Raw genomic sequence first — 17401 nt, 5'->3', positions numbered from 1 at the left:
GGCCTCCCTTCAGAGGACGAGCAACGGACGGAGCTCCGCGTACGTCCTCGCCCCGATCCCGCTGACCTGCCGGAGCTGGTCCACGGAGCGGAACGAGCCGTGCGAGACCCGGTAGGCGAGGATCCGCTGGGCGAGCGTCGGGCCGACCCCCGGCAGGGCGTCGAGCTGTTCGAGCGTGGCCCGGTTGAGGCTGACGGGCGGCCGTGACGCCCCAACCACCCCCGGCGGCCCCGCTCCGGAGACGGCGCCGGCGGCCGGACCGGCGGCAGTAGCGGGCTCGCCGACGAGGATCTGCTCACCGTCCGTCAGCACCCGCGCCAGGTTGAGGCCCCGGGTGTCCGCCTCCGGCAGTGCACCACCCGCCATCCGCAGGGCGTCGGCCACCCGCGAGCCGCCGGGCAGGGTGTGCAGCCCGGGCGCACGGACCCGCCCGCCGACGTCCACCGTCACCACGGGAACGGGAGCTGCGGACTCCTCGACAGGAGCCGGGGAGGGCACCGAGGCGGCTACCATCGCCGGCACGGCCACCGCCTCCGGCCGCCCCAGCCAGAAGTGCTGCACGGCGTACCCGACCGCGAACAGCAGCAGGATGCCCAGCCCGGCCACCGCCCGCCGGTCGAGGGCCAGCGCGGAGGCGAAGCGAAGACGTGCCGTCTCCGGCACCGGGTCCACCGCGACCGGCGTCTCCGAGGGCTCAGCGCCCTCTCCGGGAAGCACGGGAAGCACGGGAGGCACGGAAGGCACGGAAGGCAGTAGCGCCGCCATCCGCAGCCGCAACGTCTCGTCGATCTCGTGGCGCTTCTTCGCCGCGCCCAGGCCCAAGGTCGTCATGGCGAGGACGGTAGGGATTTCCCGCCAAACGCACGCGGATGATCGAAAACCTGTGGATAACCCGAAACCCAAGGGCAAAAGGTCCACTCAATGCGGTGAAAACCAACCCCCACCCCTGGACAAACCGCCCCTCAGCAGGGCGCGACCACCACCGCAAGCAGCCCCGGCCCGACGTGCGCCCCGATCACCGCCCCGACCTCCCCCACGTACAGCTCCCGCAGCCCGGGCACCCGCGCCCGCAGCCGCTCCGCGAGCGGCTCGGCCCGGTCCTCGGCCGCCAGGTGGTGCACGGTGATGTCCACCGGCCCCGCCCCCGACCGCTCCACGGCGATCTCCTCCAGCCGCGCGATGGCCCGCGAGGCCGTCCGCACCTTCTCCAGCGGCTCGATCCGCCCGCCGTCCAGGTGCAGCAGCGGCTTGACCGCCAGCGCCGACCCGAGCAGCGCCTGCGCCGCCCCGATCCGCCCGCCCCGCCGCAGGTGCTCCAGGGTGTCCACGTAGAAGAATCCGCTGGTCACGGCCGCCCGCCGCTCCGCCGCCTCGGCCGCCTCCGTCAGGCCCTGCCCGGCCACGATCGCCTCCGCCGCCGCCAGCACGCCGTACCCGAGCGCCATGCCGACCATCCGGCTGTCCACGACCCGCACGGGTACGGGAGCCTCGGCGCCGGCCAGCCGGGCGGCCTCGACGGTCCCGGACAGCTCGCCGGAGATGTGCACCGACACGATCCCCGTCGCCCCGGCCTCGGCGGCCGACCGGTAGGCGGCGGCGAAGGCCTCCGGGTTGGGCATGGAGGTGGTCACCCGCCGCTTGGCGCGCAGAGCCTCGGCGACGTCCTTCGGGGAGACCTCGACGCCCTCGCTGAGGACGGAGTCACCGACCGAGACGCTCAGCGGGACCACCGTGATCCCGTACCGGTCGAGGGCCGCCTGCGGCAGGTAGGCCGTGGAATCGGTGACAAGCGCGAGGTCGGAGGGCATGAGGCGGAGGTTACCCCCCGTCGCTCCGCGAGGACAGCGCCCTGCCCGGAGCCACCCAGACGATCAGATCATCAGCCCTATAGAGCCGCAACCGAGCCACCGCCGGGCCGCAACCGAGCCACGGCCGAGCCGCCTCGGAGCCACCACGACGCCACCACGACGCCCCTACGGACGCCCCGTGGACGGCTTCCGCAACCGGTCCGCCAGCTTCGCCAGCGGGTCGGCCAGCCCGAGCAGGTCCTCCGCCGACGGCCGCCCCTTCCCGTCCGTCAGCCCGGCCCGCGCCGCACCACCCGTGGAGGACGCACCACCCGCAGCGCCACCCCCAGCGGCACCCGCAGCGCCACCCCCACCAGCACCCGACCCATCCGCGTCCCAGTGCCGCAGCGCCCCCGCCTCGCTCTCGCACTCCTGGCTCAACCGACTCAGCTCGTCCTCCGCGAACCGGTGCATCCGGTCCTGCGCCGCCCACCGCATCGTCTCCGCCGCGTGCGTGATCCGCTCCGCCCGCTCCCGCAGCTCCGGCAGCTTCGCCGCGATCCGCCCGGTGTCCGGCTCCCGCTCCAGCACCCGCAGCTCCCCGTCCAGCTCCGCCGCGTGCGCGTCCAGCCGCGCCAGCAGCGCCAGCGCCTCCCCGAGCTGCCCGTCCTGCTCGACGCCGCCCTCCAGCACCTGCCGCGTCCCGTCCAGCGAGGTGCGCAGCTTGAGCCGGACAGAGGCGATCTGCGCGGGCGGGCCGACCTTGGTGTACGTCTTCGCCTTGAGCGTGGCGGTCTCGATGCTCCGGCGCGCGTTGGCCTCGTGCTTCTCGACCTTCCTGGCAACGGCCTTGGCGGCCTTGACCGTCCCGACCACGGCCAGGACGAGGACCGTGATCCCGAACAGCAGGACCAGCCCGATCAGAACGCCGAACACGTCCACCGCCGCCACCTTCCGAAACCGAGCGCCACCCGAACCAACGCGGGCCGCATCACCGCGAGTTCCACCGTAGCCTCCGCCCCGGCCCCGCAGGAGCCCGAAACCGGCCCGTGGACCCGAGATCAGGGACAGATCGGGGATCACCCGGAGATCCCCCGCCCCGTGCACAACGCAACCGGGCGGGCGCCCCGAAGGACACCCGCCCGGCAACAGGCCGACAAGCCAACACGTCAGCCGGTAACGATGTTCACCAGCTTCGGCGCCCGCACGATCACCTTGCGCACCGCCGCGTCACCGATCGCCGCGACCACCGCCGCGTCGCCCATCGCCAGCGCCTCCAGCTCGGCGTCGCTGATCCCGGGGGCGACCTCCAGCCGCGCCTTCACCTTCCCCTTGATCTGCACCACGCAGGTCACCGACTCGTCCACGACGTACGCCGGGTCCGCCACCGGGAAGTCGGTGTGCGCCAGCGACCCGTCGTGCCCCAGCCGGCGCCACAGCTCCTCCGCGATGTGCGGCGCCAGCGGCGCGACCATCAGCACCAGCTGCTCCGCGACCGCCCGCGGCGTGGAGCCGCGCTTGACCAGGAAGTTGTTCAGCTCGATCGCCTTGGCGACGGCCGTGTTGAACCGCAGCCCGGCCATGTCCCCGCGGATGCCGTCGATCGCCTTGTGCAGCGCCCGCAGCGTCGCGTCGTCCGGCTCCTCCTCGGTGACGACCAGCTCACCCGTCGTCTCCGAGACGACGTTGCGCCACAGCCGCTGCAGGAAGCGGTACGAGCCGATGACGGCCCGGGTGTCCCACGGACGGGAGACGTCCAGCGGGCCCATCGACATCTCGTACAGCCGCAGCGTGTCGGCGCCGTACTCGTCCGAGATGTCGTCCGGGGCGACGGCGTTCTTCAGGGACTTGCCCATCTTCCCGGCCTCGCGCTTGACCGGCTCGCCCTCCCAGAAGTACGCGCCGTCGCGCTCCTCCACCTCGGCGGCGGGCACCGGGAAGCCGCGCTCGTCGCGGTAGACGTCGGCGGTGATCATGCCCTGGTTGAACAGCTTGTGGAACGGCTCGACGGACGAGACGTGGCCCAGATCGTGCAGCACCTTGTGCCAGAAGCGCGCGTACAGCAGGTGCAGCACCGCGTGCTCGGCGCCGCCGACGTACAGGTCGGCGCCACCGGCGGGCTTGGCGGCCGTCGGGCCCAGCCAGTAGCGCTCGTTGGCCGGGTCGGCGACCTCGGCGGAGTTCGTCGGGTCGACGTAGCGCAGGTCGTACCAGCAGGAGCCGGCCCAGTTGGGCATGGTGTTGGTCTCGCGGCGGTACTTCTTGACGCCGTCGCCCAGGTCCAGTTCGACGTGCACCCACTCCGCGTTGCGCGACAGCGGCGTCTCCGGCGAGGAGGCGGCGTCGAACGCGTCGTAGGTGCGCGGCGAGTAGTCGTCGACCTCGGGCACCTCGACGGGCAGCATCGACTCGGGCAGCGCGTGCATCACGCCGTCCTCGTCGTAGACGATCGGGAAGGGCTCGCCCCAGTACCGCTGGCGGCTGAACAGCCAGTCGCGCAGGCGGTAGTTGACGGTCCCCTCGCCGATGCCGCGCTCGGCCAGCCACGCGGTCGCGGCGGCCTTGGCCTCGACGACGCCCAGCCCGTCCAGCGACAGCCCGTCGCGCGAGGAGCCGACGATCACCGAGTCGTACGTGTCGAAGGCGTCGTCCCACTCCGCCGGGTCCGTGCCGCGCCCGTCCGTCGGCGCGACGACGCAGCGCATCGGCAGCCCGAAGGCGCGGGCGAACGCGAAGTCGCGGTGGTCGTGGGCGGGGACGGCCATGATGGCGCCGGTGCCGTAGCCCATCAGCACGTAGTCGGCGATGAACACCGGGACGGACTCGCCGCTGACCGGGTTCACGGCGTACGCGCCGGTGAAGACGCCGGTCTTGACCTTGGCCTCGACCTGGCGCTCGACGTCCGACTTCGCGGCGGCCGCGGCCCGGTAGGCGGCGACGGCCTCGGCGGGGGTCGCGGCGCCGCCGGTCCACTCGGCGGGGACGCCCTCGGGCCAGGCGGCGGGCACGATCGAGTCGACCAGGCCGTGCTCGGGGGCCAGCACCATGTAGGTGGCGCCGAACAGGGTGTCGGGCCGCGTGGTGAAGACGGTGATCCTGTCACCCTCCACCGCGAAGTCGACCCGGGCGCCCTCGGAGCGCCCGATCCAGTTGCGCTGCTGCAGCTTGATGGCCTCGGGCCAGTCCAGCAGGTCCAGGTCGGCGATCAGCCGGTCCGAGTACGCGGTGATGCGCATCATCCACTGGCGCAGGTTGGACTTGAACACCGGGAAGTTGCCGCGCTCGGAGCGGCCGTCCGCGGTGACCTCCTCGTTGGCCAGCACGGTGCCCAGGCCGGGGCACCAGTTGACGGGCACCTCCTTGGCGTACGCCAGCCGGTACTCGCCCAGGACCTCGTCGCGCTCGCCCGCCGACAGCGCGGCCCACTCGTACCCGCCCGGCACCTCGCGCGTGCCGGCCTCGAACTCGGCGACCAGCTCGGCGATCGGACGGGCCTTGCCGGCCGCCTCGTCGTACCAGGAGTTGAAGATCTGCAGGAAGATCCACTGCGTCCAGCGGTAGTACTCCGGGTCGATCGTGGAGATCGAGCGGCGCGGGTCGTGGCCCAGGCCCAGGCGGCGCAGCTGGCGGCGCATGTTGGCGATGTTGGCCTCGGTGGAGACCCGCGGGTGGGTGCCGGTCTGCACCGCGTACTGCTCGGCGGGCAGGCCGAAGGCGTCGTAGCCCAGCGTGTGCAGCACGTTGTGGCCGGTCATGCGCTGGTAGCGCGCGTAGACGTCGGTGGCGATGTAGCCCAGCGGGTGGCCGACGTGCAGGCCCGCGCCCGAGGGGTACGGGAACATGTCCATGATGAAGCTGTGCGGCTTCGAGGCGACGTCACCGGCGGACGGGTCGGCCAGCTCGCCGACGGGGTTGGGGGCGTGGAAGGTGCCCTCCTTCTCCCAGATGTCCTGCCAGCGGGACTCGATCTCCGCCGCCAGCGCGGCGCTGTACCGGAACGGCTCGGTGGCGGCCTCGGCCGCGCCGGACGCAGGGGTCGTCTCGCTCATGGTCCTTCAAGCTCCATCGGTGTCAGTTGGCGAACCGCGCACGCGCGGCCGGTCGGAAGGCTCACCCCACGGAACGGGGCGGAGAGAGGCCGGAAAACAAAAAATCCCCTCGCAGGAGGGGACGCCACGCCGACTCCGGCACCGCCCGAAGGCTCAGCCGGTCCTGGTCAGCGCGGCCGGCTAAGGAGCAGGCGCACGGTTCGCATGGGCTCAGGGTACCGCAAGCCCGTCAACGCCCTCCCGGGGAATCCACCGCCCCTCAGCTCGTCTCGGCTCGCGTCAGCTCGCCCCCGCCCGCCCCGCCGCGTCGAAGTCCCGCAGCGCCCGCGCCAGCCGCTCCGACTGCATGCCCGCCGCCAGCGCCCGCGCCAGCTCCGCCGTCCGCGCCGCCTCCCGCCGGTCCCCGAGCCGCCGGTGGGCCTCGGCCAGGCGCACCATCAGCAGCGCCTTGCTGCGCGCCCGCCCCGACCCCAGCCCGGCGACGGCCTCGGCGAGCAGCGCCTTGGCCATCCGGTGCCGTCCGAGCGCGAGGCGCCCCTCCCCCACCATCCCGGCGAGGTCGGCCCGGGCCTCCTCGGTGCCCGGCAGGCCGTCCAGTTCGGCGAAGCCCCGGGCGGCGGCCTCCTCGGCCTGCTCGGCGTCGCCCCGGCGCCCGTGGGCGCGGGAGATGCGGCCGAGCTGGCGGGCCCGGCCGACGGGGCTGAGCGCGTCGCCGTGCGCGTCGAGGGCGGCGGCCAGCGCGGCGACGGCGTCGAGGCCGCGCGCGCCCGCGCCCTGGGTGGCGAGCACCACGAGCGCGCCGAGGACGGAGACCCCGAGCCGGATGTCCCCGCTGACGTGCGCGGCGCGCATCGCGGCGACGAAGGCCCGCTGGGCGGCCGCGTCGTGGCCGAGGTCGTACGCGGCCCAGCCGGCCAGCCGGGCGAGCCTGCTGGCGGTGCCGTACAGCTCGCGGCCGAGCCGTTCGTCGTACGCGCCGAGCTCCAACAGCTTGGCCAGCATGGCGAGTTCGGCCCGGGTGGGGCCGAGGACGAGGCCTCCGCCGCAGGAGCGTTCGAGCCGCTGCTTGCTGCGGTACGACAGGCCGAGGTCGCCGACCAGCGTGGGGTCGACGCGCAGCGCGCCCTCCCCGCCGCCGACGGGCGGGGGCGGGGTGGAGAGGCGGTCGGCGGCCTCGTCGAGGTCCCCGCTGCGGAAGAGGTCGGTGAGCCGTACGGGCCCGGCGTCGGTGGCGGCCTCGCGCAGCGCGGTCTGCGCGGTGTCGGCCGTCCACGCGTCGGTGAGCAGCCCGGGCGAGAGGATCTTGGCGCCGCGGTGGCCGCCCATCCGGCCCCACAGCTGCTCGTAGGTGACGGCGATGCCCAGGGTGCGGCTGAGCACCTCGCAGACGGTCTGGTCGTGCGGGCTGCGCGGCACCATGCCCCGGTCGCGCCACTTGTACGGGGCAGTGGAGCTGATCGCCAGGCCCGGCGGCAGGGCGAGGCTCACCTCGCGGGCCAGGCGTTCCGGACTCCAGCCGAGCTGGTGCAGTATCCGGGCCAGCTCCTCGTTCCGCCTTCGCTGCAGATCGGCCATGGAACGACGGTAGCGGGATTCGCGCCCCCGCCGCCGATGGCATGGACACAACGGCGAAGAGCCGCCCCCCGATTGGGGAGCGGCTCTTCAACCACTGTGGAGCTATGGGGAATTGAACCCCAGACCTCTTGCATGCCATGCAAGCGCTCTACCAACTGAGCTATAGCCCCTCGACCTGCGATGTCACCGGGTTCCTCGGGCGTTCCCGTCCGTTTCCCTCGGCGACATCGACTACTTTACACGGTCCGGGGCGTGCTCCAGAAATCCCTTTCTCCGGACCGCGCTGCCCGAGGTCGAACCGGCCGGGCCGCCGTCACCCCTTCCCGGAGCTTCGGCCGCGCAGCGCGAGGGCCACCCCGAGGAGCACCACGGCGGCGTCGACCGCCAGGGTGACCATCAGCGCGTGCCCCGAGTCGGCCGCCGGCGCCGGCAGGCCGACCTGTCCGAGGAACACCGAGCCGAGCACCGCGACGCCGACGACCTGCCCGAGCTGGAGGACCGTCACGGTCACGCCGCTGGCGTCGGCCGCGTCCTCGGGCGCCACCCGCGCCAGCGCCCGGGCGAACAGCGGCGCGTACGCGCAGCCCGCGACCAGGCCCAGCACGCCCGTCTCCAGCAGCACCACCGGCCCGACCTCGGCGCCCCCGCCGAGCAGCACCCCCAGCAGCAGGTACCCGCCCGCGAGCAGCACCCCGGCCAGGGAGGGCAGCACCCGGTGCAGCCGCCCGGGCAGCTTCTGCCAGTACAGGCTGGTCACCCCGAAGCCGACCGCCACGGGTGCCGAGCAGAGCCCGGCCTTCAGCGCGCCGTGGCCCAGCGAGGCCTGCTGGTGCAGGGCGAAGGTGAACATGAAGCCCGCGTAGGCCGCCATGACCGTGAACAGCCCGGCCAGCGACGGGCGCAGCCCGGGGGCCCGCAGCACCCGCCCGGAGATCAGCGGCTGCCCGCCGCGCCGGGCGACCCGGCGCTCGACCGCCGCGAACAGGCCGAACATCAGCACGCTGCCCGCGAGCATCGCCCAGCCCCAGGCCGGCCAGCCGAGCTCGTGCCCGAGCACCAGCGGTACCACCAGCAGCCCGAGCGCCGCCGCCAGCGTCAGCAGGCCGGGGACGTCGAAGCCGCGCGAGGCGTCCCCGGGCAGCCGGGGCAGCAGCCTGGCGCCGGCGGCCAGCAGCGCCAGCCCGATCGGCACGTTGACCAGGAACACCGGCCGCCAGCCGGAGCCGAACAGGTCGGCGGCGACCAGCAGCCCGCCCGCGATCTGCCCGATCGCGACCCCGGCGGCCGTCACGCCCGAGAACAGGCCGATCGCCCGGACGCGGGCGGCCCCGGTGAAGGTGCGCTGCAGCAGGCTCATCACCTGCGGCACCATCACGGCCGCCCCCGCGCCCTGGAGCAGCCGGAAGGCGATCAGCCAGCCGGTGGTCGGGGCGAGGCCGCAGGCCAGCGAGGTGAGGGTGAAGGCGGCCAGGCCCAGCTGGAACAGCCGGCCGTACCCGAAGCGGGCGCCGAGCCGGGCGCCGGTGATGAGCAGCACCGCGTACGCGATGGAGTACCCGGCGATCACGAGTTGCAGGGCGGCGCCCGAGGCGCCCAGGTCGGTGCGGACGGTCGGCACCGCGACGTTGACGATGGAGCCGTCGAGCACGGCCATGAACTGCCCGCACAGGACGAGCGCGAGGAGCGGCCCGGGCCGTACGGCCGCCGCCCCGGCGGTGCCCGCGGCCGTTCCGGGCCTGGTCTGGAGGTCGGTCATGCCGATCAGCCTGCGGGCGCGCCGGTACCAGTGGTTAGAGCCTGCCGATCCTGGTACCACCAGCACCTGTATCGCCCGCGCGCCCTGCGGCACGATGGGGTGCATGACCGTGCTGGAGGAACTCCCCGCGGCGGCCGGGCGCGGGCACCGCCGCACCGAGCTGGCCCGCTTCCTGAAGGCCTGCCGGGCGCGGGTCTCCCCCGAGGACGTCGGCCTGCCGCCGGGGCTGCGCCGCCGCACCCCGGGCCTGCGGCGTGAGGAGGTCGCGCAGCTCGCCGGGGTCGGGGTGACCTGGTACACGTGGCTGGAGCAGGGCCGCCCGATCAACGCGAGCGAGCAGGTGCTGCTGGCCGTGGCCCGGGCGCTGCGGTTGGACGGCACCGAGGGCCAGCACCTGTTCCGCCTCGCGGGCCTGGAGCCCTCGCCGCTCGCCCAGCCGGACGCGCCGGAGCTGAGCCCCTCGATCCAGGTGATCCTCGACTCGCTCGCCCCGCTGCCGGCGGCCGTCTCCAACACCCGCTTCGACGTGCTGAGCTTCAACCGGCCGTACCGCTCGCTGTTCGGCACCGAGCGGATGCGCCCGGCCGGCGGGGTCTACTTCAACAGCCTCTGGTGCATGCTGACCGCCCCGCTGTGCTGCAACCCGTGCGAGAACCCGGAGGAGACGCTGCCGCGGATGGTGGCGGTGCTGCGCTCGGCGTACGGCAAGCACGTGGGCGAGCCGGTCTGGGAGGAGCACGTGCGGCGGCTGTCGGCCCGCAGCGAGGTGTTCCGGGAGCTGTGGGCCCGCCAGGAGGTCGCCCCGCCGCACACCCTGCTGCGGATCTTCCGCCATCCGGCGCTCGGGGTGATGCGGCTGAACGCGACGTACCTGACGATGCCGGGCGTCCCCGAGTGCTACATCGTCGTCTACGTCCCCCAGGAGCCGCAGGACCGCGCGCTGGTCGAGCGGCTCGACTCCCTGGCGCCGGGTGGGTGGATGCACACCTGCGAGCCCTAGGAACGCCGAGAGGCCGCCACCCCTTGGGGTGACGGCCTCTCCAACGACTGTGGAGCTATGGGGAATTGAACCCCAGACCTCTTGCATGCCATGCAAGCGCTCTACCAACTGAGCTATAGCCCCGCAACACTGACGACCTGGACCGAACTGCCTTCCACGCCGCCGATGCGGAGTGGAGCTATGGGGAATTGAACCCCAGACCTCTTGCATGCCATGCAAGCGCTCTACCAACTGAGCTATAGCCCCGCACGTCACCGGATCTCCCGCTTCCCTTCCGGGCCGCGTTCCCTCCGTGCGAACGAGGAAAACTCTAGCCGGTCAGGCCCGGAACTGCGAAATCCGCTCTGCTCGGACCCCCCGCGAGAAGACCTGAGAGAGACCCGAGAGACCTCCGGGAGACCTCCGGGAGACCCTCCGAGAGGCCCCCGCGAAGCCTCCGAGAAGCCCCCGACCCCGGCCGTGCCCAAAGGGCCGCCGGGGCCGCCGGGGCCCTCAGGTGTCGTCGCCGATGACCGGCTGCGGAAGCGTGCCGGCGTTGTGCTCCAGCAGCCGCCAGCCGCGCGCGCCCTGTCCGAGCACCGACCAGCAGCAGTTCGACAGCCCGCCGAAGCACTCCCACAGGGCCGTCTCCAGCCCGAGCATCCGCCCGAGCATGGTGCGGATCGTCCCGCCGTGGCTGACCACGACCAGCGTGCCGTTCTCGGGCAGCTTCTCGACGGCCTCCAGCACCACCGGCACGGACCGGTCGGCGACCTCCTCGGCCAGCTCCCCGCCGCCGCGCCGCACCGGCTCGCCGGCCGCCCAGGCCGCGTACTGGGCCGGGAAGCGCTCGCGGATCTCGGCGTTGGTCAGGCCCTGCCACGAGCCCGCGTACGTCTCCCGCAGCCCCTCGTGGTGCTGCACGTCCAGCCCGGTGACCAGGGCCAGCTCCTCGGCGGTGCGCCGGGCGCGGACGAGGTCGGAGGAGACGAGCAGGTCGGGGCGCAGCCCCGAGAGCAGCCGCGCCGCCCGCCGCGCCTGCTCGACGCCCTGCTCGGTCAGGTCGATGTCGGTCGAGCCCTGGAAGCGGTTCTCCAGGTTCCAGGAGGTCTGACCGTGCCGCCAGAAGACGATGCGCGGGCCCCGCGCGGTCCTGCTCAGTGCAGGTCCTCGGGCTTGCCGAAGTCGTCGGCCGGGGCGACGGCGTTGCCGGCCTCGTCGGTGAAGGCGTCGGGGCGGTTGCGCGACTCGACGGCGTCGGCCGGGATCGGCAGCTCGGGGCAGTCCTTCCAGAGCCGGTCGAGCGAGTAGAAGGAGCGCTCCTCGGAGTGCTGGACGTGCACGACGATGTCCAGGTAGTCGAGGAGGATCCAGCGGCCCTCGCGCTCGCCCTCGCGACGCACCGGCTTGATGTCCAGCTGCTCGCGCAGCTGGTCCTCGATCTCCTCGGCGATGGCGCGGACCTGGCGGTCGTTGTTCGCGGAGGCGATCAGGAAGGCGTCGGTGATCGACAGCACCTCGCTGACGTCGAACGCGATGATGTTGTGCGCGAGCTTGTCGGCCGCCGCCTGCGCGGCGACGTTGATGAGCTGCTGGCTGTGGTCGGTGACGGTCACGGTGTTCTTCCGGCTCGGCGGCTTGGGGCGGCCCCCGGCGCACGGCCGGGGGTCGCCTTCCAGGATCTCACGCCGTCCGGGCGCCCCCGGAACGCATTTTCCGGGGGCGCTCTCCGTCTACTGGCCCTTCGGCGGCTGGTAGTCCTTGCCGAGGACGACCACCAGGTCGGCGTTCTGGGCGTCGCCGCTCTTCTTCACCGCCGTCTCCGGCAGGCCGAGGCTGGTCGCCAGCGACTTCGCCGCCGCCTGGCGGGCGTCGTCGGTGTAGCGGATCTCACTGGCGGCCTGCGGCGTGCCCTTGGCCCCGCCCGGCACGAAGGTCAGGCCCGCGTTGGTGACCTGCACCTGTGCGGCGGCGGCCGCCTGGTCGTTGCCGCTGGCGTCCTGGATCGACACCCGGGCCGGGGCGTCCCCGGTGGCCGCCGACTTCACGGTGCCGCCGAGCACGTCCTTGACCTGCTTGCCCGCCGTGGCCTCGTCCAGCCCGCCGTCCGGCTTGACGGTCAGCAGGGCGGTGGAGAAGTGCCCGTCCTTGGCCTGCTGGGCGAGCTGGGCGAGCACCCCGGCCAGGGCGTCCTCGGGCAGCGAGGGGTCGAGCACCGCGTTCATCCGGTGCACGTCGTCCTTGGCGTCGGTGAACACGGTCGGCATGGTGCGCACCACCGCCTCCATCACCTGCCCGAACCGGGCCAGTTGGGCGTCGCGGCTCTCGCCGGGCGCCTGGAGGGTGGCGTACGCGACGGCGGCCTTGCCCCCGAGCAGGGTGTTCTTGCCCGCCGGGGAGAGCTGCTTGCCCGCCGCGTCCTTGGTCTCGGCGTTGGTGTCCACGCGCACGCCGCCGAGCTGGGAGACCAGCAGCTCCAGGTACGGGGTGTCCAGCCGCCACGTCCCGGCGACGGGGGCGCCGAGCACGGTGGCCAGGCCGTCCCTGGCCCCCGAGGCGCCGATGCTGTCCATGGCCTGGCCGACGGTGGTCACCGGCGGGTCGCCGGGGCTCGGCAGGCGCAGGGTGTCGGGCAGCAGCAGGACGGTGCCCTTCTTGCCGCCCGCGTCGTTGACCAGCAGCGCGCTGGAGACCTTGCCCTGGAGGTCGCGCAGGTGCACGACGTTGACCGAGCGCCCCCCGGCCGCGGCGGCGGCCGTCGGCTTGTCGGAGGAGAGCCAGAGGTAGCCGCCCGTGCCGCCGGCGGCGAGCGCCACGACCACGGCCAGGCCGATCAGCCGGTTGCGCAGCTTGCGGCGCCGCTCGGCGCGCACCTCGCCCCGGGACTCGGTGAACTTCAGCCAGTCGATGACGTCCTCGGTCTCCTCCGCCTCCTCGTCGACGAAGGTGAACTCGCCCGTGGCGTAGGCGTCCTTGGGCGCCTTGGAGCCCTTGCCGGCGCGCGCCCCGGCGACCTGCTCGGACGGAGCGGACGGCGCGGCCTTGGCGGGCGCCTCCTCCGCCGGAACGGGCCTGGGCGCGCGCGCCCGGGGCACCGCCGCGGCGGGCGCGGCCGGCGTCACCGGCGCCACCGCCTCCGGCTCGACGGCCTGCGGCTCCTCCACGGGCGCGGCCACCGGCTCCGCCTGGTACGCCTGCTGGTACCCGTCGTAGCCGTACCCGGCGCCGCCCTGCTCCTGGTAGCCGTAGCCGCCCTGCTGGTACGCCTGCACGGGCTGCCCGTACTGGTCGTACTGCTGCTGCCCGTACACGGGCTGGCCGTACTGGTCGTACTGCTGCTGGTACGCCTGCTGCTGCGGGAACTGCTGCTGCTCGTACCCGGTGTACGCGCCCTGCCCGTACACCGGCTGCCCGTACTGGTCGTACTGCTCCTGCTGCTCGTACGGCTGCTGGTACGCGGGCTGCTGCTGCGCGTTCTGCGGGTCCTGCGCCTGCTCGTACCCCTGCTGCCCCTGGTAGGGCTGCCGGTACTGCCCGGTCGACCAGTCCTCCGGCCGCTGTCCGCCGCGCTCACTCATGCAACCGCTCCTGGCTCAGGTCCCGTGCGGCGCGTACAGCGCCCGCTTGTCGATGTAGCGGACCACGCCGTCCGGGACGAGGTACCAGACCGGCTCGCCCTTGGCGACCCGGTTGCGGCAGTCCGTGGAGGAGATGGCCAGCGCCGGGACCTCCACCAGGGAGACCCCGCCCACCGGAAGCCCGGCGTCCGTGAGAGTGTGCCCCGGCCTGGTGCATCCGATGAAGTGGGCCAGCGAGAAGAGTTCGTCGGAGTCGTGCCAGGTGAGGATCTGGGCGAGCGCGTCGGCGCCGGTGATGAAGAAGAGGTCGGCGTCCGGGTGCATCGCGTGCAGGTCGCGCAGGGTGTCGACGGTGTACGTCGGGCCCTCGCGGTCGATGTCGATCCGGCTGACCGAGAACTGCGGGTTCTCGGCGGTGGCGATGACCGTCATCAGGTAGCGGTCCTCGGCCGGGGTGACGTGCCGGTCGGTCTTCTGCCACGGCTGTCCGGTCGGGACGAAGACCACCTCGTCCAGGTGGAACGCGCTGGCGACCTCGCTGGCGGCGACCAGGTGGCCGTGGTGGATGGGGTCGAAGGTGCCGCCCATCACGCCGAGGCGCTTCTTCACCGGTTCCGGTCCGCCGGGAATCCCGGCCTGCTCTCCCATGGCGCCTCACCTTACGCGACGCGCGTCACCGCCCGGGAAACACCCGTGTGGGGAGGCCGTACGGAACGCGTGAGGGAGCGGCCGGCCGATGCCGGACGCTCCCCGGGCGGTCCCCCGGTCCGGTTCAGCGGTCCCGGTTGAAGCGGGTGACGATGAAGAGCAGGAGCATCAGGATGAACAGCGCGGCGCCACCCGTCAGGGCCGGGTTCAGGCTGTCGTGGTTGCCCCCCTCACCCTCGGCGAGCAGGTTCAGGACGGGGAGTGCGGCGGCAGTGCTCATGGTCGCGGGACCTTCTCGGCTCGGGAACGGACCTGGGGGTGTGCGGGCCGGTGAGGGCCCACCCGTCATCGTACGGGGGATGACAAGGCAACCGCTCGGCGGCCCACCGCCGCTGACCGGGCGTGAGCCCGCGGGCCCGCGGGGCGGCTAGTTGCCCTTGAAGGCGCGGGCCATGATCCACACCAGCAGGCCGATGCCCACGAAGGAGGCGATCACGATGACCCGCAGGAAGATGCCCGGCCCGGGCTGGTCGGAGATGGGCGCGGCCAGGCTGACAAGCGCGTCGGTGGACATCTGCGGGCTCCTCGAAAAGCTCGGTACCGCGGCCGGGTCCGGTCTCGGTTCTCCAGGGCAATCAGGGTAAACCGCCCTCACACCCGCGCCGCCCACCGGCCCCCGCGCCGCGCGTACGCTGACACCCGGGGACGAGTACGCAACCACACGCGTTGCACAAGCAGTCGTTATGAGGCGAAGACCAGCGGGGGCCGGCCGTACGGAGCCGGGGCCGCCGTCGACCAGGAGGTACTCAGACACATGACCGTCCCGACCGAGAAGACCCCGAGCCGCCGACGCCAGCGCTTCCCCGACATCTCCACCCGGGCCTGGGAGCACCCCGCCGACCGGTCGGCCCTGGTCGCCCTGCGCAAGCTGACGGGCTTCGACGAGATCCTCAAGAAGCTCGCTGGCCTGGTCTCCGAGCGCGCGATCCGCCTGATGTTCCTGGCCACGGCCGTGAAGACCTCCGAGCGGCAGTTCCCCGAGCTGTACGACATGGTCCGCGACGCCGCGTACGTGCTCGACCTGGAGCAGGTCCCCGACCTGTACGTCTCCCAGGACCCGACCGTCAACGCCTTCTGCATCGGCATCGACGCCCCGATCATCGTCGTCACCAGCGGCCTGGTCGAACTCCTCGACGAGGAGGAACTGCGCTCGGTCATCGGCCACGAGGTCGGCCACGCGATGTCCGGCCACGCCGTCTACCGGACGATGCTGCTGATCCTCACCAACATCGCCACCCGGATCGCCTGGGTGCCGCTCGGCAACCTGGCCATCATGGCGATCGTCACCGCCCTCAAGGAGTGGTTCCGCAAGGCCGAGCTGTCCAGCGACCGGGCCGGGCTGCTCGCCGGGCAGGACCTCCAGGCGTCCATGCGGGCCCTGATGAAGCTGGCCGGCGGCCACAACCTGGCGCAGATGAACGTCGACGCCTTCCTGGAGCAGGCCGAGGAGTACGAGAAGGCGGGGGACCTGCGCGACGGCGTCCTCAAGCTGCTCCAACTGCTGCCCCAGACGCACCCGTTCGCCGTGGTGCGGGTCGCCCAGCTGAAGAAGTGGGCGGAGAGCGAGGAGTACCGCTCGATCCTGGCCGGCGCCTACCCGCGCCGCACGGACGACCCGGACACCTCCGTCACCGAGCAGTGGAAGGCCGCCGCCGACCACTACACGACCTCGGTGAAGGAGAGCAAGGACCCGCTGATGGGCCTGCTGCGGGACGTGGCCGGCGGCGCCGCCACCGTCGGCGGCAAGCTGCGCGACACCTTCACCGGCGGGCCGCGCGGCGGCTCCTCCGAGCGCGAGGACCACAAGGACTGAGCCCCGCGGCCGCGGCCGGTGCCCCTCCGTACGGGAGGGGGCACCGGCCGTCGCCGTGTCCGGGCCCGTTCAGCTCCCCGCCAGCACCCCGCACACCTGCCAGGCCGGACGCCCGTGGTCGCCCGGGTCCGCCGGCGTCGGCGGCGCCACCGCCGTGCCCTGCGGCCCGGCGGCCAGCACCGGCTGCAGGTACCCGGCCGAGGAGGCGGCGCAGGACTGCGGCCCCGCCTGGAGCACCGAGTCCACCAGCCGCAGCTGCCCCGCCGCGAGGTCGACCCGGTCGAACTGGAAGGTCAGCTCCCGGCGCACCGTCTCCAGGGTCACGGGCGCCGGGGCCGGAGCGCCGACGGGCTTCAGCGCGTAGACGAAGGTGTGGTCGGTGGTGATCTGCAGCGTCCCCGCGTCCGACTCGTCGACCCGCATCGCCCCGACCACCTTCACGGTGTCGGTGGCCAGCGCCGCCTGCGCCGGGTCGAAGCGCACCATCCAGCCGGTGAGCGCGTGGTGGCGGTCGTCCACCGGCTGCGCCACGCTCGCGTCGAACTGCGCCTGCTCACCGGGCGTGACGAAGACCCGCACCTGCGCCGTCGATCCCTGCACCAGCACCACCGGCGCCAGCGAGGAGGCCGCCAGGTAGTGCTGCACGGTGTCCAGCGCCTTGGCCACCTCGACCCGGCTGAAGTGCCCGGTGGCCGCCGCGGCCGGGGTGTTCAGCCCGAGCGTGCCGTCCCCGTACCCGGGCGGCAGCACGGCGAACGGATCCGCCCGGTCGGCGACCGGGTGGACGGCCGAAGCCGGGCTCAACGCCACCAGGCTGACGGTCAGTTGGTTCCCCTCGGGCCGCGCCGGGACGCCCTTGGGCGAGCTGACCCCGAAGTACACCGCGGCCCCGAAGGCCAGCAGGATGAGCAGCAGCAGCGCCAGCGCCTGCCGGGGCACGCTGCCCAGCGGCCCGAGCCGCACCCGCGGCCTGGTCGCCCGGCCGAACGCGCCCGACAGCCGTTCCCTGGCCGACAGTTCCTGGATCCGGGCAGCCCGCACGAACGATTCGTCGAAGACGACGGACCGGTACTCGTCCTCGTTCCCGGAGCCGCCCTCGGGCGCACCCTCGGGAGGCTCTCGCGGCGGGTCACCCATACCACCAGGGTAGGCGCCC

Annotated in this window: 15 protein-coding genes and 3 tRNA genes; 2 read left to right on the top strand and 16 right to left on the bottom strand. The window is 73.3% G+C overall.

What is annotated here, in order from left to right; genetic code table 11:
- Positions 1 to 9: 9 nt before the first annotated feature.
- From ACIRRS_RS24955 to ACIRRS_RS24925, 7 genes are all read right to left on the bottom strand, one after another.
- On the bottom strand, positions 10 to 831 hold the full coding sequence (locus ACIRRS_RS24955) for a helix-hairpin-helix domain-containing protein (RefSeq protein WP_402974726.1): 822 nt from the start codon (positions 829 to 831) through the stop codon (positions 10 to 12).
- Between the two features lie 131 nt (positions 832 to 962).
- Positions 963 to 1808 carry a DegV family protein gene (locus ACIRRS_RS24950; protein WP_402974723.1) on the bottom strand — a complete coding sequence of 282 codons (846 nt, stop codon included), beginning with the start codon at positions 1806 to 1808 and terminating at the stop codon, positions 963 to 965.
- 165 nt (positions 1809 to 1973) lie between these two features.
- Positions 1974 to 2729, bottom strand: coding sequence for a hypothetical protein (locus tag ACIRRS_RS24945; protein WP_402974721.1), 756 nt, complete (start codon positions 2727 to 2729; stop codon positions 1974 to 1976).
- 227 nt (positions 2730 to 2956) lie between these two features.
- The gene (leuS, locus tag ACIRRS_RS24940) at positions 2957 to 5836 is read right to left on the bottom strand and encodes a leucine--tRNA ligase (RefSeq protein ID WP_402974718.1); all 2880 of its coding nucleotides are present in this window, start codon (positions 5834 to 5836) and stop codon (positions 2957 to 2959) included.
- A gap of 279 nt (positions 5837 to 6115) precedes the next feature.
- A complete protein-coding gene (locus tag ACIRRS_RS24935; protein ID WP_402974715.1) occupies positions 6116 to 7411 on the bottom strand; it encodes a hypothetical protein in 1296 nt (431 codons plus the stop codon).
- Between the two features lie 97 nt (positions 7412 to 7508).
- Positions 7509 to 7581: transfer RNA gene (locus ACIRRS_RS24930), tRNA-Ala, on the bottom strand.
- 143 nt (positions 7582 to 7724) lie between these two features.
- Positions 7725 to 9167 carry an MFS transporter gene (locus ACIRRS_RS24925; RefSeq protein ID WP_402974713.1) on the bottom strand — a complete coding sequence of 481 codons (1443 nt, stop codon included), beginning with the start codon at positions 9165 to 9167 and terminating at the stop codon, positions 7725 to 7727.
- 103 nt (positions 9168 to 9270) lie between these two features.
- Between ACIRRS_RS24925 and ACIRRS_RS24920 the strand changes: the two genes are divergently transcribed.
- Complete coding sequence (locus ACIRRS_RS24920; protein ID WP_402974710.1) at positions 9271 to 10167, top strand: helix-turn-helix transcriptional regulator; 897 nt, start codon at positions 9271 to 9273, stop codon at positions 10165 to 10167.
- A gap of 50 nt (positions 10168 to 10217) precedes the next feature.
- Here the strand turns inward: ACIRRS_RS24920 and ACIRRS_RS24915 are convergent.
- The 8 genes from ACIRRS_RS24915 to ACIRRS_RS24880 all read right to left on the bottom strand — a co-directional run bounded on the left by ACIRRS_RS24915 (position 10218) and on the right by ACIRRS_RS24880 (position 14946).
- Positions 10218 to 10290: transfer RNA gene (locus ACIRRS_RS24915), tRNA-Ala, on the bottom strand.
- Positions 10291 to 10340: 50 nt separating this feature from the next.
- Positions 10341 to 10413 (bottom strand) — tRNA-Ala (locus tag ACIRRS_RS24910).
- Positions 10414 to 10659: 246 nt separating this feature from the next.
- The gene (locus ACIRRS_RS24905; RefSeq protein WP_402975075.1) at positions 10660 to 11307 is read right to left on the bottom strand and encodes a histidine phosphatase family protein; all 648 of its coding nucleotides are present in this window, start codon (positions 11305 to 11307) and stop codon (positions 10660 to 10662) included.
- Complete coding sequence (gene rsfS, locus ACIRRS_RS24900) at positions 11304 to 11762, bottom strand: ribosome silencing factor (protein ID WP_402974707.1); 459 nt, start codon at positions 11760 to 11762, stop codon at positions 11304 to 11306. Before rsfS ends, ACIRRS_RS24905 begins: the two co-directional genes overlap by 4 nt.
- 117 nt (positions 11763 to 11879) lie before the next feature.
- Positions 11880 to 13724 (bottom strand): LCP family protein, encoded by a 1845-nt coding sequence (locus tag ACIRRS_RS24895; protein ID WP_402974704.1) that lies wholly within the window; start codon positions 13722 to 13724, stop codon positions 11880 to 11882.
- 15 nt (positions 13725 to 13739) lie between these two features.
- Positions 13740 to 14372 carry a nicotinate-nucleotide adenylyltransferase gene (nadD, locus tag ACIRRS_RS24890; protein ID WP_402974702.1) on the bottom strand — a complete coding sequence of 211 codons (633 nt, stop codon included), beginning with the start codon at positions 14370 to 14372 and terminating at the stop codon, positions 13740 to 13742.
- A 124-nt stretch (positions 14373 to 14496) separates the two neighbouring features.
- Positions 14497 to 14652, bottom strand: coding sequence for a hypothetical protein (locus ACIRRS_RS24885; protein WP_402974699.1), 156 nt, complete (start codon positions 14650 to 14652; stop codon positions 14497 to 14499).
- A 147-nt stretch (positions 14653 to 14799) separates the two neighbouring features.
- Positions 14800 to 14946 (bottom strand): hypothetical protein, encoded by a 147-nt coding sequence (locus ACIRRS_RS24880; RefSeq protein WP_402974696.1) that lies wholly within the window; start codon positions 14944 to 14946, stop codon positions 14800 to 14802.
- Positions 14947 to 15186: 240 nt separating this feature from the next.
- Here ACIRRS_RS24880 and ACIRRS_RS24875 point away from each other — a divergent pair, with 240 nt between their 5' ends.
- Complete coding sequence (locus ACIRRS_RS24875; RefSeq protein WP_402974693.1) at positions 15187 to 16245, top strand: M48 family metallopeptidase; 1059 nt, start codon at positions 15187 to 15189, stop codon at positions 16243 to 16245.
- A 69-nt stretch (positions 16246 to 16314) separates the two neighbouring features.
- Here the strand turns inward: ACIRRS_RS24875 and ACIRRS_RS24870 are convergent, their stop codons facing one another.
- Positions 16315 to 17382, bottom strand: a complete 1068-nt coding sequence (locus ACIRRS_RS24870; RefSeq protein WP_402974690.1) for a hypothetical protein — start codon at positions 17380 to 17382, stop codon at positions 16315 to 16317.
- Between the last annotated feature and the right edge of the window lie 19 nt (positions 17383 to 17401).

The sequence above is a fragment of the Kitasatospora sp. NPDC101183 genome, assembly GCF_044767945.1.
In the GTDB taxonomy this organism is placed as follows: domain Bacteria; phylum Actinomycetota; class Actinomycetes; order Streptomycetales; family Streptomycetaceae; genus Kitasatospora.
The sequence above is the reverse complement of the archived record's forward strand: the minus strand, read 5'-3'. Positions and strand labels throughout refer to the sequence as shown.

Excerpts from the sequence above, each read along its gene's own strand:
- ACIRRS_RS24955 (WP_402974726.1), bottom strand. The coding sequence starts at position 831 with ATGACGACCTTGGGCCTGGGCGCGGCGAAGAAGCGCCACGAGATCGAC.
- ACIRRS_RS24950 (WP_402974723.1), bottom strand. The coding sequence starts at position 1,808 with ATGCCCTCCGACCTCGCGCTTGTCACCGATTCCACGGCCTACCTGCCG.
- leuS (WP_402974718.1), bottom strand. The coding sequence starts at position 5,836 with ATGAGCGAGACGACCCCTGCGTCCGGCGCGGCCGAGGCCGCCACCGAG.
- ACIRRS_RS24935 (WP_402974715.1), bottom strand. The coding sequence starts at position 7,411 with ATGGCCGATCTGCAGCGAAGGCGGAACGAGGAGCTGGCCCGGATACTG.
- ACIRRS_RS24925 (WP_402974713.1), bottom strand. The coding sequence starts at position 9,167 with ATGACCGACCTCCAGACCAGGCCCGGAACGGCCGCGGGCACCGCCGGG.
- ACIRRS_RS24920 (WP_402974710.1), top strand. The coding sequence starts at position 9,271 with ATGACCGTGCTGGAGGAACTCCCCGCGGCGGCCGGGCGCGGGCACCGC.
- ACIRRS_RS24895 (WP_402974704.1), bottom strand. The coding sequence starts at position 13,724 with ATGAGTGAGCGCGGCGGACAGCGGCCGGAGGACTGGTCGACCGGGCAG.
- nadD (WP_402974702.1), bottom strand. The coding sequence starts at position 14,372 with ATGGGAGAGCAGGCCGGGATTCCCGGCGGACCGGAACCGGTGAAGAAG.
- ACIRRS_RS24885 (WP_402974699.1), bottom strand. The coding sequence starts at position 14,652 with ATGAGCACTGCCGCCGCACTCCCCGTCCTGAACCTGCTCGCCGAGGGT.
- ACIRRS_RS24880 (WP_402974696.1), bottom strand. The coding sequence starts at position 14,946 with ATGTCCACCGACGCGCTTGTCAGCCTGGCCGCGCCCATCTCCGACCAG.
- ACIRRS_RS24875 (WP_402974693.1), top strand. The coding sequence starts at position 15,187 with ATGACCGTCCCGACCGAGAAGACCCCGAGCCGCCGACGCCAGCGCTTC.
- ACIRRS_RS24870 (WP_402974690.1), bottom strand. The coding sequence starts at position 17,382 with ATGGGTGACCCGCCGCGAGAGCCTCCCGAGGGTGCGCCCGAGGGCGGC.